At 46.4% G+C, this 22202-nt stretch carries 20 protein-coding genes; 10 read left to right on the top strand and 10 right to left on the bottom strand.

What is annotated here, in order from left to right; translation table 11 throughout:
* Nucleotides 1-5: 5 nt before the first annotated feature.
* The 3 genes from BCT11_RS00945 to BCT11_RS00935 all read right to left on the bottom strand — a co-directional run bounded on the left by BCT11_RS00945 (nucleotide 6) and on the right by BCT11_RS00935 (nucleotide 1979).
* Nucleotides 6-764, bottom strand: coding sequence for a DNA-binding domain-containing protein (locus tag BCT11_RS00945; protein ID WP_102386867.1), 759 nt, complete (start codon nucleotides 762-764; stop codon nucleotides 6-8).
* Nucleotides 761-1633, bottom strand: coding sequence for a DUF692 domain-containing protein (locus BCT11_RS00940; RefSeq protein ID WP_102386866.1), 873 nt, complete (start codon nucleotides 1631-1633; stop codon nucleotides 761-763). Before BCT11_RS00940 ends, BCT11_RS00945 begins: the two co-directional genes overlap by 4 nt.
* 85 nt (nucleotides 1634-1718) lie before the next feature.
* A complete protein-coding gene (locus BCT11_RS00935; protein WP_038868592.1) occupies nucleotides 1719-1979 on the bottom strand; it encodes a DUF2282 domain-containing protein in 261 nt (86 codons plus the stop codon).
* 279 nt (nucleotides 1980-2258) lie between these two features.
* Between BCT11_RS00935 and uvrD the strand changes: the two genes are divergently transcribed.
* Nucleotides 2259-4433: a DNA helicase II gene (gene uvrD, locus BCT11_RS00930; protein ID WP_038868591.1), complete on the top strand. Its 2175-nt coding sequence runs from the start codon at nucleotides 2259-2261 to the stop codon at nucleotides 4431-4433.
* Between the two features lie 804 nt (nucleotides 4434-5237).
* On the opposite strand, the gene ggt is transcribed toward uvrD, so the two are convergent.
* The 4 genes from ggt to rarD all read right to left on the bottom strand — a co-directional run bounded on the left by ggt (nucleotide 5238) and on the right by rarD (nucleotide 9651).
* A complete protein-coding gene (ggt, locus tag BCT11_RS00920) occupies nucleotides 5238-7004 on the bottom strand; it encodes a gamma-glutamyltransferase (protein WP_102386865.1) in 1767 nt (588 codons plus the stop codon).
* Nucleotides 7005-7115: 111 nt separating this feature from the next.
* Nucleotides 7116-7775 carry a LysE family translocator gene (locus BCT11_RS00915; RefSeq protein ID WP_005451242.1) on the bottom strand — a complete coding sequence of 220 codons (660 nt, stop codon included), beginning with the start codon at nucleotides 7773-7775 and terminating at the stop codon, nucleotides 7116-7118.
* 91 nt (nucleotides 7776-7866) lie between these two features.
* Nucleotides 7867-8664 carry an AraC family transcriptional regulator gene (locus tag BCT11_RS00910; RefSeq protein WP_102386864.1) on the bottom strand — a complete coding sequence of 266 codons (798 nt, stop codon included), beginning with the start codon at nucleotides 8662-8664 and terminating at the stop codon, nucleotides 7867-7869.
* A gap of 72 nt (nucleotides 8665-8736) precedes the next feature.
* Nucleotides 8737-9651, bottom strand: coding sequence for an EamA family transporter RarD (gene rarD, locus BCT11_RS00905; RefSeq protein ID WP_102386863.1), 915 nt, complete (start codon nucleotides 9649-9651; stop codon nucleotides 8737-8739).
* 176 nt (nucleotides 9652-9827) lie between these two features.
* Here rarD and recQ point away from each other — a divergent pair, with 176 nt between their 5' ends.
* The 3 genes from recQ (at nucleotide 9828) to BCT11_RS00885 (ending at nucleotide 12893) form a co-directional block, all read left to right on the top strand.
* Nucleotides 9828-11663 carry an ATP-dependent DNA helicase RecQ gene (recQ, locus tag BCT11_RS00900; protein ID WP_038877447.1) on the top strand — a complete coding sequence of 612 codons (1836 nt, stop codon included), beginning with the start codon at nucleotides 9828-9830 and terminating at the stop codon, nucleotides 11661-11663.
* A gap of 9 nt (nucleotides 11664-11672) precedes the next feature.
* The gene (locus tag BCT11_RS00895) at nucleotides 11673-11978 is read left to right on the top strand and encodes a DUF3630 family protein (protein ID WP_038868585.1); all 306 of its coding nucleotides are present in this window, start codon (nucleotides 11673-11675) and stop codon (nucleotides 11976-11978) included.
* 240 nt (nucleotides 11979-12218) lie between these two features.
* Entirely contained in the window at nucleotides 12219-12893 is a 675-nt protein-coding gene (locus BCT11_RS00885; protein WP_038868584.1) for a 7-cyano-7-deazaguanine/7-aminomethyl-7-deazaguanine transporter, read from the top strand.
* Nucleotides 12894-13108: 215 nt separating this feature from the next.
* On the opposite strand, the gene gppA is transcribed toward BCT11_RS00885, so the two are convergent.
* Nucleotides 13109-14602: a guanosine-5'-triphosphate,3'-diphosphate diphosphatase gene (gppA, locus tag BCT11_RS00880; RefSeq protein ID WP_038868583.1), complete on the bottom strand. Its 1494-nt coding sequence runs from the start codon at nucleotides 14600-14602 to the stop codon at nucleotides 13109-13111.
* Between the two features lie 19 nt (nucleotides 14603-14621).
* Nucleotides 14622-15935: an ATP-dependent RNA helicase RhlB gene (rhlB, locus tag BCT11_RS00875; protein WP_102386862.1), complete on the bottom strand. Its 1314-nt coding sequence runs from the start codon at nucleotides 15933-15935 to the stop codon at nucleotides 14622-14624.
* A 111-nt stretch (nucleotides 15936-16046) separates the two neighbouring features.
* Between rhlB and trxA the strand changes: the two genes are divergently transcribed.
* From trxA to fre, 6 genes are all read left to right on the top strand, one after another.
* Nucleotides 16047-16373: a thioredoxin TrxA gene (gene trxA / locus BCT11_RS00870; RefSeq protein ID WP_004745500.1), complete on the top strand. Its 327-nt coding sequence runs from the start codon at nucleotides 16047-16049 to the stop codon at nucleotides 16371-16373.
* 196 nt (nucleotides 16374-16569) lie between these two features.
* Nucleotides 16570-17829: a transcription termination factor Rho gene (rho, locus tag BCT11_RS00865; protein ID WP_038868581.1), complete on the top strand. Its 1260-nt coding sequence runs from the start codon at nucleotides 16570-16572 to the stop codon at nucleotides 17827-17829.
* A gap of 106 nt (nucleotides 17830-17935) precedes the next feature.
* Nucleotides 17936-18928 carry a hypothetical protein gene (locus BCT11_RS00860; protein ID WP_038868580.1) on the top strand — a complete coding sequence of 331 codons (993 nt, stop codon included), beginning with the start codon at nucleotides 17936-17938 and terminating at the stop codon, nucleotides 18926-18928.
* Nucleotides 18929-19064: 136 nt separating this feature from the next.
* Entirely contained in the window at nucleotides 19065-20918 is a 1854-nt protein-coding gene (gene ubiD, locus BCT11_RS00855) for a 4-hydroxy-3-polyprenylbenzoate decarboxylase (RefSeq protein WP_102386861.1), read from the top strand.
* A complete protein-coding gene (locus BCT11_RS00850; RefSeq protein WP_102386860.1) occupies nucleotides 20915-21184 on the top strand; it encodes a 2Fe-2S iron-sulfur cluster-binding protein in 270 nt (89 codons plus the stop codon). The genes ubiD and BCT11_RS00850 overlap by 4 nt, the downstream gene beginning before the upstream one ends.
* Nucleotides 21185-21198: 14 nt before the next feature.
* A complete protein-coding gene (gene fre / locus BCT11_RS00845) occupies nucleotides 21199-21912 on the top strand; it encodes an NAD(P)H-flavin reductase (RefSeq protein ID WP_102386859.1) in 714 nt (237 codons plus the stop codon).
* A 95-nt stretch (nucleotides 21913-22007) separates the two neighbouring features.
* On the opposite strand, the gene BCT11_RS28210 is transcribed toward fre, so the two are convergent.
* Nucleotides 22008-22202 (bottom strand): hypothetical protein (locus BCT11_RS28210; RefSeq protein ID WP_206747848.1); only part of this gene is annotated, 195 nt, incomplete at its 5' end.

Raw genomic sequence — 22202 nt, 5'->3', positions numbered from 1 at the left:
GCTCCTTAGATTGATTTCAATGTAAAGCCGTCAACGAGATCGAGTGCCATGATGCTATTAAGATGAGCGAGTAAAACTTCAGGTATTTCGCTCAAACTCTGTTTCAGCTCTAAACATTGCAGCAGTTGGAACACATCGGCATCGAGTGCGTGACACAAGGCTTCTCCATTGGCTTGAATCGAGATGACACCTTGCTGTAATTGGTTGATATTAAGTTGTTCGAATTGCCCAGTTTGAATCGCGCCAAACAAATCAAATACCGCGTAACTGGAGTCAAAGCTTCGGCAGCCTTGTTTAAGGTGCAAAACCAAAGCGGACTGTTGCTCTTCACTCACTTCGCTAAGTAACGCAAGCGGTTTTAATGCTGCCGCATTGGATTGTTCATACTGTGCTTGACGAGCGAGGTCGATATGCCACTCGAAGCGTGCGACTTCAGGGCTGTAGGGGGCTTGTGCTATCACCTGGCTGAACTGCATGATGGTATCTTGAAAGCCTTCGCCATAATACACCACATTTCCTTCTTCTAATGGATAAGTGAGAACATGCTGGCGAGCCATCTGTTCGAAGCATTCTTCACCAAGTAGCGCTTCAACCATTGGGTAGGTAGCGGACAACACTTCGCTTAAGCTGACGATAAAGTTATTGCGGTAAATCTGCATGCGTTCATCAGCGGTAAACTCATCACTGGCAATATCGCAATCTTCGCCGAGTGCTTGATAATGTAGGGCTTTAGCAAACTGGCTTTGTAAGGTGGCTAGATTCATGATGCCTTCCTTGGTTCGCTTTGTTCACTTGGGAGTGCGCCTTGCAACAGCAGTTGCGATGCTTTCTGTGCTTCTCCGAGCAAGACTTCTGGCGCGGGGATATCCAAGTCCCATTCAATCAATGCATGACGTGGACCGTGTTTTTTTGTCCATTGTGCGAACAGCTGCCAAACTTCATCGCTGACTGGGCGGCTATGGGTATCAATCCATATCTCGCCTTTGTCGAGTTGTTTGATAGTAAAACCTGCCAAGTGAATCTCATCCACTTTGTCGGCTGGAATCGCATCTAGGTATGTGTCGCAATCAAAACCGTGGTTGAACGCCGAAACATAAACATTGTTTAAATCGAGCAATAAACGACAGTCGGTGCGTTTTTGCACTTCGGTAAGAAACTCCCATTCGCTAATGGTTGAATGTTGAAACTTCACATAACTGGATGGGTTCTCTATTAAGATCTCCCGTTGTAGGTAGTCTTGTACTTCATTGACATTACGAACGAATACTGCGAGTGCTTCCTCTGTGTATGGGAGTGGCAGTAAATCATTGAAATAATGCCCGCCGTTTTCACTCCAGCTTAAATGGTCAGATACTAGGATAGGTTCAATGAAGTCAATTAATGCTTTCAACTGTGCTAAGTGCTGTTGATTTACTCGTTCAACTGACCCTAAAGATAAGCCTATACCGTGACAACTGATCTGGTAATGTTCTCGTAGGTTTTGTAATTGATGGCGCTCTGTCGCATTTGGCTGGAAGTAATTCTCACTATGGATTTCTAGCCAAGAAAGTTCGGGTTTGTTTTGGCCAAAGTAATCGAGGTGAGGGGTTCGCAATCCAACACCAACAAGTTCATGGAAGGTGTGGTGTTTCACGTGAAACTCCTTTTCAAATGAGGTGAGAGAGAAGGATGCGTTGGTTGAGCGTCAACGCATCCTAATAGGAGGTAGCTCTGAAAGATTATGAAGAAGAAGTGCTACCGCCAACTAGCTTGTCACATAGACCTTTCGGTACGACTACGAATGCATCTTTTTGGTTATCTTCTTTAGCTGTACCAGCACAAGAACTGCTCTTCGTTGCACAGTCGTTTTTGCCTGCTTTTGAAACGCCGTAGCATTTTTCTTTATCAGCTGCGACAGCTGGAGCTGCAGTTAGCATTGTGCCACCAAGAGCTAGAAGGCCAGTAACAGCAGCAGTAACAGCTAGATTCGACTTTTTCATAATAAATTCCTCTGAATGATTTCCTTTACTTTAAGTTGGCAAGATGAATCGCCTGTTGTGGCGTTTTTGTTATCAACTTGCTTAACTTAAAAGATAGGAAACTGGCTAAAAAACTTTCAGAGAAATTTTCGAAACAAATGGTTTAAAGAATGGAATTTATATAACTTATTGATGCGTCGAGTAAAAAAACATCGAATTTTTTATGAATTTTTGTCTAATCTGAGGAGGTTGTTTAGGTTATAATCTATTTTTATGTATAAATAACCAGTAGCTCTCATCATGATGGATCCCTCTCTATTAGTCGACGGTTTGAACGATAAACAACGTGAAGCCGTTGCCGCACCTCTAGAAAACTTGCTCGTCCTTGCTGGTGCAGGGAGTGGTAAGACACGCGTTCTTGTTCACCGCATTGCTTGGTTGATGTCGGTCGAGCAGGCATCTCCGTTCTCGATTATGTCGGTAACCTTTACCAATAAGGCCGCGGCAGAGATGCGTGGACGTATCGAAGAGCTCATGATGGGCAGTGCAGGCGGAATGTGGAATGGTACTTTCCATGGGATTTGTCACCGTATTCTGCGTGCGCATTATCTTGATGCCAAGCTACCGGAAGATTTTCAAATTATCGATAGCGACGATCAGTTACGTCTATTGAAGCGTTTAATCAAAGCGCAAAACTTAGATGAGAAACAATGGCCTGCACGCCAAGTATCATGGTGGATTAACGGCAAAAAAGACGAGGGTCTACGTCCGTCACACATTGATGCGTACCACGATCCAGTGACCAAGACATACCTACAGTTGTACACCGCTTATCAAGAGGCGTGCGATCGCGCTGGGTTAGTCGATTTTGCGGAAATCTTGCTGCGCGCACATGAGCTACTGCGTGATAACAAGTTCGTTCGTGAACACTACCAAGCACGCTTTAAGCACATCTTGGTGGACGAGTTTCAAGATACCAACAACATCCAATACGCTTGGCTACGTATGATGGCGGGCCCTGAGTGTCACGTGATGATCGTTGGTGATGATGACCAATCTATTTACGGTTGGCGTGGCGCGAAAATTGAGAATATTGAGAAGTTTACGCTGGAATTCCCAAGCGTGAATACCATCCGTCTTGAACAAAACTATCGTTCAACCAAGACCATTTTGGAAGCGTCTAACACCCTGATTGCCAATAACACTGAACGTATGGGTAAAGAGCTTTGGACTGATGGTGTTGTCGGTGAGCCTATCTCAGTTTACAGCGCTTACAACGAATTGGATGAAGCGCGTTTTGCGGTTAACAAAATCAAAGAGTGGCAAGAAAAAGGCGGCGCACTGAATGACGCTGCCATGCTCTACCGTAACAACGCCCAATCGCGTGTTCTGGAAGAAGCCTTGATTCAAGCTGGCCTGCCTTACCGTATCTACGGTGGTATGCGATTCTTCGAACGTCAGGAAATCAAAGACGCCTTGAGCTACATGCGTTTGATCGCTAACCGTAACGATGACGCCGCATTTGAGCGTGTAGTTAATACACCCACGCGTGGCTTGGGTGATAAAACTCTAGAAACCATTCGCTTTGCAGCGCGTGATCGCGGTTGCACCATGTGGGAAGCGAGTATGGTCATGCTTGAGGAGCAAGTATTACCAGGCCGAGCGGCAGGGGCATTAAGCCGTTTTATTGAGTTGGTGACAGCACTAGAAGATGACACGTTAGAAATGCCTCTGCATCATCAGGCTGATCATGTCATTAAATACTCAGGTTTGTTCGCCATGTACGAGCAAGAGAAGGGTGAAAAGTCTAAGGCGCGTATTGAGAACTTGGAAGAATTGGTGACAGCAACTCGTCAATTCGAGAAACCAGAAGAAGCCGAAGACATGTCATTGCTGACGGCATTCCTAACCCATGCAGCATTAGAAGCGGGCGAAGGACAAGCTGATGAATTCGAAGATGCGGTTCAGCTAATGACATTGCACAGCGCGAAAGGTCTAGAGTTCCCGCTCGTGTTTATGGTTGGTGTGGAAGAAGGCATGTTCCCAAGTCAAATGTCGGCAGAAGAGGCGGGACGTTTAGAAGAAGAGCGTCGTTTGTGCTATGTAGGTATGACTCGTGCGATGCAGAAGCTGTACATCACTTATGCTGAAATGCGCCGCTTGTACGGTCAGGATAAGTATCATAAGCCATCTCGCTTTATTCGTGAGCTACCAGAAGCATGTTTGGATGAAGTTCGTATGAAAGCACAAGTCAGCCGTCCTGCAAGCAGTGGCCGATTCAGCCAAACGGTCGTGAAAGATAGCTTCAATGAAACTGGCTTTACGCTGGGTTCTCGCGTCATGCATCCGAAGTTTGGTGAAGGTACCATCATCAACTTTGAAGGCAGCGGTCCACAAAGCCGTGTTCAGATTGCTTTTAATGGCGAAGGTATTAAGTGGTTAGTGACTGCTTACGCGAAACTAGAGAAACTGTAATACTTCACCAAACTAATCAACTTAAGAGCTGCTTCGGCAGCTCTTTTTGTTTGTGCTGTTTTTGTGTCGCTAATGCAGTAAAAAATGGAGTGCAAAAGCGGCGATTTAACGATGTCGTTTGAAGTGAAAGGTGGGCGTTGTGGGTGAATGTCTACTTTCAGTAGATCTGCTGAGAAAAATTTTAGGCAAAGAAAAACCCCGAGGGCTTTCGCCCATCGGGGTTATAGTCTTACTCGCAGCAATCCGGCTACTAAGTGTGCTCCATGCATCTAATCCATGATAGTGTGCTGAATCCGTCAGCTTAATCCTTACGTCGCCATCCTAGCGGTGTCCTTGACCTTATCCTGGTCTGCTAACCATCCTCGTTAGCTCTCATCACTTGTTCCCTGAGCGGTGTCCCTGACATCATCCTGATGTTCAAATCCTTGCCTCGTCCAGAGGTGTCCATTTCCCGTCCTTAGTAGTAACCATCCTAGTCACTATTGATTCCGTTCAATGTCCAATTTTGCAATCCATGCCCGACTATTCATCCTGAATAACCGTTTCTTCTTCCTGAAGTTCACCAAGTCCGTGGTGTTTCCTGTTCCGTGTCAGCATCCTTCCGACAGGTTTAATATTACGTGTTTAGCGATTCCCAACAACGGGCTAATCTCACATTTTTTTACTCTCTTAGCGTTCAAAAAAGATACATAACCATTAAATTCAATGGCTTATGCTCTTTGTTGTACGGTTTTACCATTAAAAAAGAGAGGTTTGCTCAACCCTTTGTGAGAGATCTCGCACAAGGGGTCGAGCGAAAGACTCTTACTGCCCGATAGCGGCACCTTCACGCCTTGGATCAGCCGCACCTTCGAGACCGTCTTTTGTTATACGTATCGCATGCAGTCCAGAGTTCAAATCACGAACATCAGTTTTAAAACCCATCTTCTCCAACTCAGGCTGTAAGCCTTCTGCAGCAGTACCTTGCTCAATATCTAAGGTACCAAAACGGTTCAGCAATCGTGGCTGATTGATCACACTTTGGATGTCCATATCCCATTGTGTGTGGGCGATAATGGCTTGTGCGACGTAACCAATGATGCGGCTGCCGCCCGGTGAACCAATTGCCATGTAGGGTTTATCGTCCTTCATCATAATGGTTGGCGCCATGGATGAACGTGGGCGTTTGCCTGGTTCTAAGCGGTTCGCGATTGGCACACCATCTTGATGCGTGCGGAAAGAGAAATCGGTAAGTTCGTTATTGAGCAAGAAGCCGCGCACCATCAAGCGTGAGCCAAAGGCGTTCTCAATGGTCGTTGTCATTGAAACCACATTGCCTTGCTTGTCGACGATATTGAAATGGCTGGTGGAAGGCAGCTCGATCGATTGGTCCATGCTTAAGTTCATGGCGTGCGACCAAGGAGGATTGCCAGCTTCAACCTTACTCAACGTTTTACCGACTTGAATGAGCTCAGCACGTTGCTTGAGATAATCTTTATCAAGCAAGCCTTCGGTTGGCATTGGCACATAATCTTGGTCAGCCATGTATTTACCGCGATCCGCAAACGCAAGGCGAGACGCATCGGCGATCACTTGCCATGATTTCGCGCTTTCGGCTCCCCAACCTTTAAGATCGTATTGCTCGGTGATCGCGAGAATCTGTCCAACCGTCAATGCGCCAGAGCTTGGTGGTCCCATGCCGCAGATGTCATAGCTTTGGTAAGCCGCACAAACCGGTTCACGTTGCTTGATTTGGAACGCATCAAAGTCAGGTTGTGCCAATACGCCAGGATTGCCCGGTGCATTCTGTACTGTCTTGATGATGTCTGTGGCGATATCACCTTGATAGAAAGCTTTTGCCCCTTGCTCTGCAATTGCCGTCAGAGTTTGCGCGTATTCAGGGTTCTTCAACAACGTGCCTTCGGCTTTTGGTGAGCCATCTGGATTAAAGAAGTAAGCCTTAGTCGCAGGGAAGCGTGATAAGCGCTTGGCATCTTTTTCAATTAGGCTCGCGAGGCGAGGACTCACTTCGAAACCTTGCTCAGCCAAGGTAATCACAGGTTGGATGATCTTTTTCCATTCCAACTTGCCGTATTTCTGGTGCGTGTCCCAAAGTAGTTTCACTGTGCCAGGAGTGGCAACGGAACGCCCACCGACAACCGCATCGTAAAACTGCAGTGGTTGTCCTTTGTCATCTAGGAAGAGTTTCGGCGTTGCGGCGAGCGGTGCGGTTTCACGTCCATCATACGTGGTCAGTTTTTGTTTCTCACTGTCCCAATACACTAAGAAGGCGCCACCACCAATGCCTGAAGATTGCGGTTCTACCAAGCCCAGCATCAATTGCACGGCAACCATGGCATCAATAGCATTACCGCCTTGAGCAAGAACGTCAGCCCCGGCTTGGGTGGCAAGTGGGTTGGCTGCGGTGACCATATAATCTTTGGCTTTGACCAATTGCTTCTGCTCGAAGCCAGTACTGTGCTCCGGCGCAACGGCATCTGCTGCTTGGTTAGCAAAGGCTGAGGTAGATAAGATTAGTGGGGAAGTAAGAAAAAGACCCGTGGTCACGAGTCGGTTGAACGTCCAATGCATGATGACTCTCCATGTTGCCAGTTTTGTGCTTTCAGCTTGGCAGTCATGAAGAGTCACGTCGAGTCAGCAATCTTAGAAATGTCGATTGTGCTACGCTTTTAAATCAGTACTTTATCCGATAAAAGTGCTTATGGTTTGGTACAAAATGCTGCCGCCCACGAGAGTAAATACCACGCCACACAGACCGTCGATGTAGATGCCTGCTTGTTGCAATTTACGTTGTAAGCGCTGTGTTGACAGCATCCACGCAAGGCTAGAGAACCAGAATAGCGACAAGCCAAACAGGATGATCAAAGCAATACCTTTGCCAGTAATCGACATACCAGCAGGGACTAAGCTCGACATCAAACTGATAAAGAACACCAAGGCTTTCGGGTTAAGAATGTTGGTCGCAAATCCTTTAGCAAACGCCTGACGCTTATTGCTGATCACGAGGTTGTTTTGCTTCTTAGGTTGATCCGCCTGTGGGTTTTTGATCATCGAGATCACGGCGCGCAATGCACCAATACCTAAATAGAGCAGATAACTACCACCGAGCAGTTGCACCACCGAATACAACACTGGGTGCTGGTGGACGATATAACTCACGCCTGTCAGGCTGAACAAAGAGTGCAGCAAAATACCGACGGACAATCCCAACGCAATGTACAAGCCAGTTTGACGACCATGACGCGTCGCGTTTTGCACGACCAGCGCAAAGTCGGGACCGGGACTCATTAGGGCAATAAAGTGAATGCTGGCGAGCGTCAGCAATATGGTGGATTCATTCATAACACATCTCAAATATAACCAATGCGGCTATTGTCGTGGTAAGTCACCTGTGGCGCTTGTAAAAAACTGACAGCTTTCTCGGTAAATGAAATTAACGAGTCACTTGAGAAGGGGAAACACCGTAGGTCTGCTTAAACGCTTTGCTGAAATGCGCTTGATCGTAGAAACCGATCTGATGGGCGACGTCGGTACCACATTGACCAGCTTGCAGTAACTTCATGCCTTGCTCAAGGCGCAGGCGTGCGAACCATGCATAAGGCGTCATGCCAGTTTGCGCTTTAAAGTGGCGCTGGAACTGAGTTGGGCTCAGTTGGCACAGCTCTGAAAGTGAATCCAAACGCACTGCTTGGTCAAGGTTTGCCATTAGATAATCTTTTAACGTTCCAAGTGATTGACTTCCTAACGGCACCACTTTTTGTCGCTCAAGCGATCCGTAGCGATCAAAAAGTTGGTTAAACCCTTCAAAAGGAAGGCAATCTTTGGTGAGTTGGCTGAGGTTTTCACGACGAAGTAGCCCGTGTAAGTTACTAAGTTGTGAAAATATCTGTGGATCCGAGATGATCAGCTCGTTGAAGTGTATTATTTGACCGTTTTTCTTAAGATCAGCTAGATCGCTCAATAGGTGAGGTTCGATCGCAAATACATTCACTTCATAACCACTTTCGAGCTTAGATTGCCCGTCGTGCAGCTCATCTGGCGGCATAATCACAATTTGCCCGTGACCAACTTGGTGGCTGTTACCTTGGTATTGGAACTTCTGCGCGCCATGCGTGATCAGACCGAGATGAAAATCCAGATGGTAATGCCTTTGAAAAGCAAATTTCTGGTATTTCGCCTCTATCAGACTCAAGTTGTCATGGTCGGTTGCGTAGTACTGAATATGTTCCATTAAATAAAAAAAGCTTGGTCACATTATGACCAAGCTTATCCATCAATTTCTAACTTGTCTTGTAAAAAACGATCACTGTGCCTGCATGGCTTTGCGTGACTTACGGTTGTTACTCAGACCATCAAAGCTAAATACCACCAAGGCCCCCCAAATAAAGGCGAAGGTGATGGCTTTATCACTGGTGAACGGTTCGCCGTAAATCAGTACCGCCAATAAGAACATCAAGCTCGGTCCAATGTACTGAAAAAAGCCTAAAGTTGAGAGTTTTAGGCGCGTAGCTGCACCGGTAAAGCACAATAGCGGCAGGGTAGTGATGACACCTGCGGCAATCAATAAGGTATTTAGCTGCCATGGGTTCTCAAACATGTTTGAGGTTGGGGTGCTGGCAATAAAAAAGAGATAGATACTTGCCGCAGGCAACATGACGAGAGTTTCAATGAATAACCCGGTTTGTGCTTCCACACTGACTTTTTTACGTAGCAAGCCGTAAAAACCAAAGCTCATTGCGAGTGCGATAGCAACCACAGGGACAGAGCCAAACACGATTAATTGCACTAATACGCCACAAGCCGCCAGCACGACTGCGAACCATTGCAGCTTACGTAACCTCTCTCCCAGAAACACCATCCCGAGTAACACATTGATTAACGGGTTGATGTAATAGCCGAGACTGGCATCGAGCATATGATTTGACGTGACCGCCCAGATGAAGATCAGCCAGTTTGCCCCAACCAAAATAGCAGTAGAGATCAAATACATCATCTTGGTTTTATTTTTGATGATGTCTCGAACCGAGCGCCATTGGCGACCAAAATGGAGGAGTGCGGCAAGCAAAAAGAAAGACCAAAACACTCGGTGGCTTAAGATCTCTAGTGGTGAGACTTCAGCAATTGATTTGAAGTAAATGGGTGCGATGCCCCACATGGTATACGCACCAACAGCAAGCAAGACGCCTTGCCGTGAGCGTTGTTGTTCTTCTGGTGTCATGGGATGTCACCTAATTGAGTTTTTATAGAGCAGACAATCAGTATACGAGTGGTGAACTTAATCACCTAACAATTTGCGGTTTTATTCACCATGAAACCCCATTACAATGTGCCCTCACTTTGCGTGCCAGTGGCATGCATAAGCACTTCTTTCTAAGACCCAATCTGAGATTTTTCATGACCTCGACTTTGTTAGCCGAACAATCTGATTCGCCTTTGACGCCTCAACGTGTGTTGGAGGATGTATTTGGTTACCAAGAGTTCCGTGATGGTCAGCAGTTGGTGATTGACGCCGCGGTAGAAGGTCGTGATAGCTTAGTTATCCTGCCTACGGGTGGTGGTAAGTCGCTGTGTTATCAAATCCCTGCTTTGGTTCGCTCTGGCATTACTTTGGTCATTTCTCCGCTGATTTCGTTGATGAAAGACCAAGTGGATCAGCTTAAAGCTAACGGTGTTGCGGCTGAGTGCATTAACTCGACCATGGCTCGAGAAGATCTCATTAGCGTTTACAACCGAATGCACTCTGGTCATCTTAAGTTGGTATACGTCTCGCCAGAACGTGTATTGATGCGTGATTTCATTGAACGTTTGGAAAACCTTCCTCTATCTATGATTGCCGTCGATGAAGCGCACTGTATTTCCCAGTGGGGACATGATTTCCGTCCTGAATACGCCGCGCTTGGTCAACTTAAGCAGCAGTTTTCCCATGTGCCATTTATGGCGCTGACGGCGACTGCGGATGACGCTACGCGCAAAGATATTCTTGATCGACTTCAACTCAACGCACCTGAAGTTTATCTAGGTAGCTTTGACCGTCCGAACATCCGCTATAACTTAGTTGAAAAACACAAACCGGTTTCGCAAATCATTCGATATCTGGATACCCAAAAGGGCAACTGCGGCATCATCTATTGTGGTAGTCGTAAGAAAGTTGAGATGGTGACTGAGAAGCTGTGTAACAACCATATTCGTGCCGCAGGTTACCATGCCGGTATGGATGCAGACGAGCGTGCTTACGTTCAAGAAGCTTTCCAACGGGACGATATTCAGATCGTCGTTGCGACAGTGGCCTTTGGTATGGGTATCAACAAACCAAACGTGCGTTTTGTGGTTCACTTCGATATCCCGCGCAACATTGAATCCTACTATCAGGAAACCGGTCGTGCAGGGCGTGATGGTTTACCTGCGGAAGCGATGATGCTGTATGACCCAGCAGATATAAGTTGGTTACGTCGTATGTTGGATGAGAAAGACGACGGTCCACAGAAGCAGGTGGAAACCCACAAACTGAATGCGATGAGTGCCTTTGCTGAGGCGCAAACCTGTCGCCGTCAGGTGCTATTGAATTACTTTGGAGAATATCGTGAGAAGCCATGTGGCAACTGCGATATTTGCTTAGATCCACCGAAACACTTTGATGCCACAGAAGAAGCGCGTAAGGCATTGTCTTGTGTGTACCGTGTAAACCAAAGCTTTGGTATGGGCTATGTGGTGGAAGTGCTGCGTGGTATGCAGAATATTCGTGTACGTGAAAATGGCCACGACAAGATCTCTACCTACGCAATAGGCCGAGACCATAGTCATGATTACTGGATCAGTATTTTCCGCCAGTTAATCCACAAAGGACTGTTGAGCCAAAACATCACGCGCAACTCAACACTGCAATTAACGGAAGAAGCGCGTCCGCTGTTGCGTGGCGATGTGACTCTAGAGTTAGCGGTCCCACGTTTAGACACCGCAGCACGTGCGGCGAAGTCAGATAAACTCACCAGCAAGAACTACGATAAGAAGCTGTTTGCCAAATTACGTAAGTTGCGTAAATCGATCGCGGACGAAGATGGTTTACCACCATACGTTGTCTTCAGTGACGCGACCTTGATTGATATGGCGGAAATTCTGCCAACCTCTTACGGCGAAATGCTGGCAGTCAGCGGTGTTGGTCAGCGTAAGTTAGAGAAGTACGCCGATCCGTTCCTTGATTTGATTCAAGAACACATTACTCACCACGGATAAGGAATCAAAATGCAAAAGGAATTTGGCTTAGCGGACTACATGGCACGAGAGGGGCGCTTAATCATAACCGCACCAAGTTTTGACCTCGATAGTTTTCCTGCTTTAGGTGAGCGTTTACTTGGACTGCTTTCCGCTACTGTGGTCGAAAAGCAATGGGATGCGGACATTCATTCTTGGTTGATCGACTTTGAAGGTTGTCGATTGTTTATGAAAGCAGAGCATTACAGTGAAGCGATTTGGTTTGAAGCCTTAGCGATTGAAGAGAGCAGGGAAGAGTTGGATTACCTAGCGGGATTGTTCCAACGCGGCTTCTAAAAAATAGAACTTTCACGAAAGGGTGTTTCACATGAAACGCCCTTTTTTGTGCTCAAACGTTTGCGTAATACAGACCGCTTGCGAGTCAAATTGGTTAATGTATAATCGCCCACCGCTTCGCTCAGAATGAGCTTAGCCAGTTTATTTTTTCATTTTACATTGTTGGTAAGAGTGCTTTTCTTTATTGAAAGGGCTCGATTTGGGTTCCCTCACCCCCAAACCAAACTAAAAAGGTATCGCATGAGTAACTTTACCCCTGCGCAGCAGCGCAACGCCCTTATCTATCTGGTTCTATTCCACCTAGTCATTATTGCATCTAGCAATTACCTAGTTCAGCTACCGTTTACTATCTTTGGCTTCCATACCACTTGGGGCGCATTTACCTTCCCATTTATCTTTTTGGCTACCGACCTCACAGTTCGTATTTTCGGTGCGAAAATGGCAAGAAAGATCATCTTCTTAGTGATGTTGCCCGCTCTGGCTGTCTCTTACTTCCTATCGGTGGTGTTCTTCGAAGGTCAGTTCCAAGGTTTTGGCCACTTAGGTGAGTTCAACCTATTTGTTGCTCGTATCGCGATTGCTAGCTTCATGGCGTACCTACTCGGTCAGATCATGGATGTACACGTGTTCAACCGCCTACGCCAAATGAAACAGTGGTGGGTGGCACCAACGTGTTCAACGCTTTTCGGTAACGCACTTGATACCATCGCTTTCTTTGCCATTGCGTTCTACCAAAGCCCAGATCCATTTATGGCGGAGCATTGGACAGAAATCGCGCTGGTGGATTACGGCTTCAAACTGATTATCAGTCTTGGTCTATTCGTTCCTATGTACGGCGTATTACTGAATTACCTAATTAAGAAGCTGACTGCGGTGAACCCTGACTTTAAGGTGACGACAAGCGTTCAGTCTTAATATCAGTGGAAACCCCGAAAGCCGCTTGCTCAAATCAAGCGGCTTTTTTGTACCTGCTTACTGGGATTTAGAGGGTTTTGTACAGCGTGGGGAGTAATTAGATCATGGGTATCCAAAAGCTCCATGAGCTGTACGCAGGTAAAACTCGACAAAGCTTAACAATAAAAAAGGCCCTAATAAGGACCTTTCTTTGAACAATCATTGAGTGATGGTGATTAACTTGTGACGACGCTAAGCGGCCAGCCAATATCAGTCTGACGGTTGGATTCAATTTCCAACTCAGCGGCTGTTAACGGGTTTGCATCAAGCCAGTTAGCATCAATGTTCAGTGTTAACTTGTCGCCTTCTGCATTTAGCGTGACTTTTGGTTCCAGCGCTGGGTTGCGGCGATGGCTCAATAGTACGGCAAGGCGTAATAAACGAAGTAATCGCTTACCACTAGTTCCAGACAGCGCGTGCTGCTCTGGTAAAGAGGTGAGCTGCTCACGGTAACGTCGAACGATTTCACCGATAACAAACTTCTGAGCGCGCGTATAACCAGGTAAGTCCAAATGTTGTAGTAGGTAAGCGCTGTGCTCACCGCCTTTCTTGAAATCGATAGTTAGCCCGATTTCGTGCAACTTGGCCGTTGTTTCTAGCAGTACTTTACCTTGTGGTTCTGCTACCCATTCGTCACCACCGACTTGTTCAAGCAATCTGCTCGCAAGGTTTGCTACTTGTTCACCATATTGGCAATCCAATTGGTAACGACTCTGTACGCTGCAAATAGTACGTGCACGAATGTCATTTTGACGAAGTTCGTCGACCATCTCATACACTAAGCCTTCACGCAGTGCGCCGCCAGCCAATGTCATCGCATCAATTTCTAGTAACTCGAATATGGCGATAAGAATAGATAAACCACTTGGGAAGACTAACGCGCGTTCTAGGGTAAGTCCCTCGATATCGAGTTCTTCTAAGTGATCGGCAAGCATGGCTTGTTTTTGCAGACGCTTGAGTTTGGCATGAGTAATGACTTCGTCCATACCTTGCGCAAGCATGATCTCTTGCAGAGCCTGAACTGTGCCAGAAGCGCCAACACAGACATCCCAACCTAGCTCTGTATACTGCTCCAGAATCGGTTTGAGTGTTTGTTTTGCGCCTTCTATAGCGGCTTCAAAGTTACGTGCATTGAGCTGGCGGTCTTTGAAGAAGTTTTCCAACCAAGTGACACAGCCCATTTTTAAACTGGTGAGTGCTTTGGCTTCAAAACCTTCGCCGATGATCAGTTCGGTACTTGCGCCACCAATGTCAACCACCAAACGGCGGCCACTGCCGCCAGAAGTGTGAGCAACACCTTTATATATAGTGGCGGCTTCTTCTTCACCGGTAATCACTTCGATAGGCAGACCTAAAATTTGGTTCGCCTTCTCTAGAAAAACATCCACATTAGTCGCGGTACGCAATGTCGCGGTACCGACGATGCGGATGTTCTGTTTAGGAATGTCCTGCAAGCGTTCTGCAAATAGACTTAAGCAGTCCCATCCTCGCTGCATAGCTTCCGTACTAAGAGAATTATGTTCATCTAAGCCCGCTGCTAGACGAACTTTGCGCTTAATTTTAGCCATGGTTTGAACGCTGCCATCGATGTGACGCACAACGAGCATGTGAAAACTGTTCGACCCGAGGTCGATGGCGGCGTATAGCGGTGATGATCCTGCTTGACTCATAAACGACTTCAGTTTCCTATTATGATTGTTTTGGCGCTGATTGACGCGGCTGACGAGGACGGCGTCCTTGCGGCTTACGATTACCAGAGCGAGTACCACCTGTATTGGTGCGGCGTTGCTGAGTACGAGGTGCACGCATACGAAGTGGAGCTGGCAATTCCTGAATCAACGCCGATGCATCGTAATCAGAAACTGGGATTGCATGCTCAATGTATTCTTCGATAGGTGGCAAGTTGATTGCGTAATCTTCACAAGCAAAGCTGATTGAGTGACCACTTGCACCTGCACGACCAGTACGACCGATACGGTGAACGTAATCTTCACAATCATCAGGTAAGTCGAAGTTAAATACGTGTGTTACTAGAGGAATATGTAGACCACGTGCCGCAACGTCGGTTGCTACGAGTAGGTCAACTTCACCGCGAGTGAATTGTTCAAGAATCTTTTCACGTTTCTTCTGTGGAACGTCGCCAGTCAATAGACCAACACGGTGTCCGTCTGCCGCTAGGTGACCCCAGATTGACTCACACTTGTGTTTGGTGTTTGCAAAAACGATCGCACGATCTGGCCATTCTTCTTCAATCAAAGTTTGAAGTAGTGCCATCTTATCTTCGTTAGAAGGGTAGAAAAGTTCTTCTTGGATGCGGTGACCTGTTTTTTGTTCAGGCTCAACCACAACATGCTCAGGGTTATGCATGTGCTCGAAGGCAAGTTCTTGTACACGGTAAGAAAGCGTTGCTGAGAAAAGCATGTTCAAACGCTCTTTTGGCTCAGGCATACGGCGGAACAAGAAACGGATGTCTTTGATAAAGCCTAGGTCAAACATACGGTCTGCTTCATCCAAAACAACTGCTTGAATGTTGTTTAGGTTGAAGACGCGCTGTTTGTAGAAATCAATAATACGACCAGTCGTACCGATCAGGATATCGACGCCGTCTTGAAGCTTATTTAGTTGCTTATCGTAGCTTTCGCCACCGTAAGCCAGTGCTGCTTTAAGACCAGTACTTGCGATCAAAGGCTCAGCATCGTTGTAGATCTGAATCGCTAGCTCACGTGTTGGTGCCATGATAATTGCACGCGGTTGTGTCGGCTTGCGGCCTTCATGTTCTGGTGTCGTCAGAAGGTGGTTGAAAGTTGCAGTAAGAAACGCGAGGGTCTTACCAGTGCCCGTTTGGGCCTGGCCTGCAATGTCTTGGCCGGTGAGCAGTACCGGCAACGCCAAGGCTTGGATAGGGGTACAAAACTCGAACCCTTTTTTTTCCAATCCTTCAATAACTTGGGGCTTTAAATCCAAATCGGCGAACTTTTGCTCTGTGATATGCGTCTTTTTCATAGCTATAGAATATCAGCTAAAGCTTGCAATACGAAAGTAAATACATTCCAATAGGGCATCTATTTACTGGTTATCATCCAACCAGTTTCGAAAAACACATTGGAGTGGAAGATGAGTGATAAGATTTTGCAGCTTACTGATGACGGTTTTGAAAACGACGTAATCAACGCTGCAGGCCCGGTTCTAGTGGATTTCTGGGCAGAATGGTGTGGTCCTTGTAAAATGATTGCTCCAATTCTGGACGAGATCGCTGACGAGTACGAAGGCAAGCTCACTATCGGTAAACTAAACATTGACCATAACGCGGGTACACCACCTAAGTTTGGTATTCGCGGCATTCCAACGCTACTGTTATTTAAAGACGGTAACGTAGCGGCAACGAAAGTTGGTGCTTTGTCTAAGACTCAGTTAAAAGAGTTCTTGGACGCAAACCTATAATCACCAAGTGATTACAGACAAAACCGTGCAATGTAACAATGCGCGGTTTTGTTTTTCTAACTCTGGACTAGAATATTAATTAGTGCTAACTTATCGCGCGTTAATTGAACAAATTTCTCTTCTTGGTCGATCCTGAGACCAAATCCATCTTAACTAGAAAACAGATCTTATTTTGACTAAACAAGCATCCACCACCATGAATCTTACTGAACTGAAGAACAGACCAGTATCTGACCTTGTAAAGCTTGGCGAAAGCCTAGGTCTTGAGAACCTAGCTCGTCTAAGAAAACAAGACATCATCTTCGCTATTCTTAAAGCGCACGCGAAAGGCGGCGAAGACATCTTTGGCGATGGGGTTCTGGAGATTCTGCAAGACGGCTTTGGTTTCCTACGTAGCGCAGACAGCTCATACCTTGCTGGCCCTGATGATATCTACGTTTCGCCAAGTCAGATTCGTCGTTTTAACCTACGTACTGGTGACTCAATTGCTGGTAAGATTCGTCCACCAAAAGACGGTGAGCGTTACTTTGCCCTTCTGAAAGTCAACACCGTAAACGACGACAAACCAGATAACGCTCGTAACAAGATCCTATTCGAGAACTTAACGCCTCTACACGCGAATGAGCGTATGGTTATGGAGCGCGGTAATGGTTCTACAGAAGATATCACAGCACGTGTTTTAGATTTGGCATCACCAATCGGTAAAGGCCAACGTGGTTTGATTGTTGCTCCGCCGAAAGCGGGTAAAACAATGCTTCTGCAAAACATTGCTCAAAGCATCGCATACAACCACCCTGAGTGTGAGTTGATGGTACTTCTAATCGACGAACGTCCAGAAGAAGTGACAGAGATGCAGCGTCTAGTTAAAGGTGAAGTAGTCGCGTCAACATTCGATGAGCCAGCTTCTCGCCACGTACAAGTAGCAGAAATGGTAATCGAGAAAGCAAAACGTCTTGTTGAACACAAGAAAGACGTGGTTATCTTGCTTGACTCTATTACTCGTCTAGCTCGTGCATACAACACCGTAGTGCCTTCATCAGGTAAAGTACTAACTGGTGGTGTGGATGCAAACGCACTACACCGTCCTAAGCGTTTCTTCGGTGCGGCTCGTAACGTAGAAGAAGGCGGCAGTTTAACTATCATCGCAACGGCGCTAGTCGATACTGGCTCTAAAATGGATGAAGTTATCTACGAAGAGTTTAAGGGTACAGGTAACATGGAACTGCACTTGAACCGTAAGATTGCTGAAAAGCGTGTATTCCCTGCGATTGATTTCAACCGTAGTGGTACGCGTCGTGAAGAGCTACTAACGAAGACAGACGAACTACAGAAGATGTGGATTCTACGTAAGATTGTTCACCCAATGGGTGAAACTGACGCGATGGAGTTCCTAATCGATAAGCTAGCGATGACGAAGACCAACGACGAGTTCTTCGATGCAATGCGTCGTCAATAGTCTCAGATAAGTAATTCTGCGAAGGGCCACCGTATATCGGTGGCTTTTTTATTGCTTTCTCCCGATAGAAGCAGCAGAATGAAGAAAATGTTATCGGGAGGTTAACATGCAACAAGGAATGTTGTCGTCATTACTCCTGAGCTTGTCACTTATCACATTACCCGCAACGTTATCTGCGAAGGAAATGCAGGAAACCGTGGTAGAGCAGTGGCTTCAGGATACCCACATACAGACCAAAGTATCTGAATTGCTCGATTATGCAGTCAGAGACGAGGTCGACTCGCTTAAATTCGCTCTCGACCGACTTGCTTTCCCTCAACAAGAAGTCGTCCGTTTTCTTTTGCTCGAAAAGCTTGAGCAACAAGAAATCATCCTTACGCCAAGAATGGCCATTTTTGTCGAATCCCAAATCAGTATTACGCCAACCTATCAAGTGCTTGAGCGCGGTGATGGTTATGAGTTCAGCATACCCGCATTTAACTTTCCTGCGGTGGCAAGCCGTTTGATCAAACGCTGGAAGCAAGACCAAAGCACATTGGAGTTTGTATTGGAAGCAGAGCGCCAAGAACTCAACCTTAAAGATTGGCTTACCGGTACATCGCAGCAAATACAAGCTCGAGAGGCATTGTTGATCCGCGAATTAGACAGCTTATCTCCAGATGCACTTGAGGCAATCACTAAACAGTTAACTCATGCAAACGTTACTAGCTGGTTACCTTCTACAGCCGTTGTCGTACGTTTAGCACAAGTGAGTCAAAATGAGGCGATGTATGATCTGCTGTGGCGAATGCGTGCTGATTACAACAGCCAAACTGAGCTTACAAGGTTAGCGGAAGTTGGTGATGCATTCTCTTTGCAGCAATTGATGAGCTCTACTGTTAATCCAACTTTAAAACCCTATGCAATTGAGCTTCTGACGAGATCCAATCCTCTTACTTCCGACGTAAAACAGTTTCTGATCGCTAAAATGGCGCTTTCTGAGGAAGCTACTTTAGTGGCCAGAGAGCTAGCGAAACAAGGGCATCAATCTTGGCTGGAAGAGTTAGTGTCAAACAATCGCCAAGTCAAAGCTCGGCAGATTGAAAAGTTCTTGGAATAACTGTTCCTGAATTAAGCGTTCTTCAAGGCTCGATTCTTGTCGCTGCGTAGCTCACATACCCACACAAAATAGGAGGATCTTAGCGTCCTCCTATTTGTTATACTGCGAATAATTTAATCAGCCAGCATGAAGGCCTATGAGTTTTAAGGATTTACGCGAATTTATCGACCACCTAGAACAGAAAGGTCGACTTAAACGCATCACTCACCCCGTCGAACCCGCTTACGAAATGACAGAAATAAGTGACCGCACCTTGCGTGCTGGTGGCCCGGCACTGTTGTTTGAGAATCCAATTGGCTACGACGTACCTGTTTTGACGAACCTATTTGGTACGCCAGAACGTGTCGCAATTGGCATGGGGCGCGAAGACGTTAAAGAATTAAGAGAAGTTGGTAAGCTGCTGGCTTATTTAAAAGAACCTGAGCCACCAAAAGGCTTTAAAGACGCCTTAGAAAAACTGCCAGTGTTCAAGCAAGTGTTGAACATGCCAGCCAAGCGTCTACGTAAAGCGCCGTGCCAAGACATTGTATGGCAAGGTGATGAAGTCGATTTGGATAAAATCCCAGTGATGAGCTGCTGGGCAGAAGACGTTGCGCCACTGCTTACGTGGGGTTTAACTGTGACTAAAGGTCCGAATAAGAAACGTCAGAACCTAGGTATTTATCGCCAGCAGAAAATTGCCAAGAACAAAATTATCATGCGTTGGTTAGCTCACCGCGGCGGTGCGCTTGATCTGCGAGATTGGATGGAAACCAATCCAGGGAAACCTTTTCCTGTTTCGGTCGCTTTTGGTGCAGACCCTGCGACCATTCTTGGCGCAGTAACACCCGTGCCAGATACGCTATCGGAATATGCATTTGCTGGTTTACTGCGCGGCAGCAAAACTGAGGTCGTGAAGTCAATCAGTAATGATTTGGAAGTGCCAGCGAGTGCGGAAATCGTTATGGAAGGTTATATCGACCCGAACGAGTTTGCCGATGAAGGCCCTTACGGTGACCACACCGGCTACTATAACGAAAAAGAAAAGCACCACGTATTTACCATTACGCACATTACTATGCGTAAAGACCCTATTTATCACAGCACCTACACAGGTCGTCCGCCAGATGAACCAGCTGTATTGGGTGTAGCATTAAACGAAGTGTTTGTGCCTATTTTGCAAAAGCAATTTCCAGAGATTGAAGACTTCTATCTACCGCCAGAAGGTTGTTCGTACCGAATGGCAGTCGTCACCATGAAGAAGCAGTACCCAGGACATGCCAAGCGCGTAATGATGGGCGTGTGGTCTTTCTTACGTCAATTCATGTATACCAAGTTTGTTATTGTGTGCGATGAATCGGTAAACGCACGAGATTGGAATGATGTCGTGAAAGCCATGTCAGAGCATATGGATCCTGTGCGTGATACCTTGATGATAGATAACACGCCAATCGACTCGCTCGACTTTGCTTCACCAGTGGTTGGTCTTGGGTCCAAGATGGGTTTAGATGCAACCATTAAGTGGGATGCCGAGCTGGCGACGCGAACCAAGGTCACTGAACGAGACAGTAAAGCGATTACCGAAGCTGAACTGAATGAGTTGAAACAGCAACGTCCTGAGATTGTTGATATCTACCTACCAGCCACAGGAAACAACCAATTTGCTGTTGTAACAATGAAGAAAGACCAAGCTGGTCAATCTCAAGCATTGATGGAATACCTGTGGGACTTCTTTGCTCGGTACACGGATAACAAATTCATTATTTTGTGCGACGATGACGTCAATGCACAAGATTGGAATGACATCATTTGGGCTGTGACAACTCGAATGGATCCAGACAGAGATACCACTCAAGTTCGTGGTAAGGCGGGTAGCTCATCTAAACTTGGGCTCGATGCGACCAATAAGTTTGAATCTGAAGCCACACGCGAATGGGGTACGCCTATCAAAAAAGATCCTAAACTTGTGGCTAAAGTCGATGAGATTTGGGACCAGTTAGGTATTCTATGAGTCATCAAGTCCACCTTCTATCAATGGACGTTACGTTCCAAGTAAAAGAAGGGGAGACAGTGTTGGAAGCTGCGCTCAACAACAATATTCGCTTCCCACACCGTTGCCAAGTTGGCGCTTGCGCCATGTGCATGTGTAAAAAGCTAACGGGCGAGGTGAGTTATCACCTCGAACCGATGCTAACCGAAAAAGAGCAACAGCAAGGCTGGATATTCCCTTGCCAAGCCTATACAGAAAGTAATTTAGTGCTTACTTTTGACGAGTAAGCGAGAGGAACACCATGACCATCCAATGTAAAGTAAAGTCTATTGAGCCGTTAGCTTGTAATACTTACCAAATCCTTCTTCACCCAGAATCTCCTGTGCCTTTTAAAGCAGGTCAGTACCTCATGGTCGTGATGGGTGAAAAAGACAAACGTCCTTTCTCTATTGCGAGCAGTCCTTGTCGCCATGAAGGTGAGCTTGAACTGCACATCGGTGCGGCGGAACACAATGCTTATGCACTAGAAGTCGTTGAAGCAATGCAAGCAGCCCTAGAAACAGATGGTCATATCGAGATTGATGCACCACATGGTGATGCTTGGGTTCAAGAAGAAAGCGAACGCCCGCTATTATTGATTGCTGGTGGTACTGGCTTTAGTTACGTGCGCTCGATTTTGGATCACTGTGTTGCACAGAACAAAACCAACCCTATCTATTTATACTGGGGTGCACGAGACAACTGCCAGCTTTATGCTAAAGAAGAACTGGCCGAGATTGCCGATAAGTTTGCTAACGTTCACTTTGTTCCAGTAGTAGAAGAAGCACCTGCCGATTGGCAAGGTAAAGTTGGTAACGTGCTACAAGCGGTGAGTGAAGATTTCGAAAGCTTAGAAAACTACGATATCTATATTGCTGGCCGCTTTGAAATGGCTGGGGCAGCGCGTGAACAGTTCACCCAGAACAAGAAAGCGAAGAGTGAACGTATGTTCGCAGACGCGTACGCATTCATTTAAATACAGCTTTTGGGGCAGAAAAAGAGGGTTTTTTACCCTCTTTTTTGCTTTTTTGATGAAATAGTCATCGAACAGTTAGTTTTTTCCATTTTTTTTTAAAAAAGGGTTGCGAACGGATCTGAGTTCCCTATAATGCGCATCCACCGACACGGCAGACGCGATAAGGCTTCAGCAGGGTCGGAGAGGTGAAAAGCTTCTGAGAAAATAAATTGAAAAAAGTGTTTGACACTCTCAATTATCTCGCTAGAATGCACCTCCGCTTTGAGAGAAAAACTTCTCGCAAAGCAAGC

The organism is Vibrio sp. 10N.222.52.B12 (assembly GCF_002875385.1).
GTDB lineage: Bacteria > Pseudomonadota > Gammaproteobacteria > Enterobacterales > Vibrionaceae > Vibrio > Vibrio jasicida.
The sequence above is the reverse complement of the archived record's forward strand: the minus strand, read 5'-3'. Positions and strand labels throughout refer to the sequence as shown.

Excerpts from the sequence above, each read along its gene's own strand:
- BCT11_RS00945 (WP_102386867.1), bottom strand. The coding sequence starts at position 764 with ATGAATCTAGCCACCTTACAAAGCCAGTTTGCTAAAGCCCTACATTAT.
- BCT11_RS00935 (WP_038868592.1), bottom strand. The coding sequence starts at position 1,979 with ATGAAAAAGTCGAATCTAGCTGTTACTGCTGCTGTTACTGGCCTTCTA.
- uvrD (WP_038868591.1), top strand. The coding sequence starts at position 2,259 with ATGATGGATCCCTCTCTATTAGTCGACGGTTTGAACGATAAACAACGT.
- ggt (WP_102386865.1), bottom strand. The coding sequence starts at position 7,004 with ATGCATTGGACGTTCAACCGACTCGTGACCACGGGTCTTTTTCTTACT.
- BCT11_RS00915 (WP_005451242.1), bottom strand. The coding sequence starts at position 7,775 with ATGAATGAATCCACCATATTGCTGACGCTCGCCAGCATTCACTTTATT.
- BCT11_RS00910 (WP_102386864.1), bottom strand. The coding sequence starts at position 8,664 with ATGGAACATATTCAGTACTACGCAACCGACCATGACAACTTGAGTCTG.
- rarD (WP_102386863.1), bottom strand. The coding sequence starts at position 9,651 with ATGACACCAGAAGAACAACAACGCTCACGGCAAGGCGTCTTGCTTGCT.
- recQ (WP_038877447.1), top strand. The coding sequence starts at position 9,828 with ATGACCTCGACTTTGTTAGCCGAACAATCTGATTCGCCTTTGACGCCT.
- BCT11_RS00895 (WP_038868585.1), top strand. The coding sequence starts at position 11,673 with ATGCAAAAGGAATTTGGCTTAGCGGACTACATGGCACGAGAGGGGCGC.
- BCT11_RS00885 (WP_038868584.1), top strand. The coding sequence starts at position 12,219 with ATGAGTAACTTTACCCCTGCGCAGCAGCGCAACGCCCTTATCTATCTG.
- gppA (WP_038868583.1), bottom strand. The coding sequence starts at position 14,602 with ATGAGTCAAGCAGGATCATCACCGCTATACGCCGCCATCGACCTCGGG.
- rhlB (WP_102386862.1), bottom strand. The coding sequence starts at position 15,935 with ATGAAAAAGACGCATATCACAGAGCAAAAGTTCGCCGATTTGGATTTA.
- trxA (WP_004745500.1), top strand. The coding sequence starts at position 16,047 with ATGAGTGATAAGATTTTGCAGCTTACTGATGACGGTTTTGAAAACGAC.
- rho (WP_038868581.1), top strand. The coding sequence starts at position 16,570 with ATGAATCTTACTGAACTGAAGAACAGACCAGTATCTGACCTTGTAAAG.
- BCT11_RS00860 (WP_038868580.1), top strand. The coding sequence starts at position 17,936 with ATGCAACAAGGAATGTTGTCGTCATTACTCCTGAGCTTGTCACTTATC.
- ubiD (WP_102386861.1), top strand. The coding sequence starts at position 19,065 with ATGAGTTTTAAGGATTTACGCGAATTTATCGACCACCTAGAACAGAAA.
- BCT11_RS00850 (WP_102386860.1), top strand. The coding sequence starts at position 20,915 with ATGAGTCATCAAGTCCACCTTCTATCAATGGACGTTACGTTCCAAGTA.
- fre (WP_102386859.1), top strand. The coding sequence starts at position 21,199 with ATGACCATCCAATGTAAAGTAAAGTCTATTGAGCCGTTAGCTTGTAAT.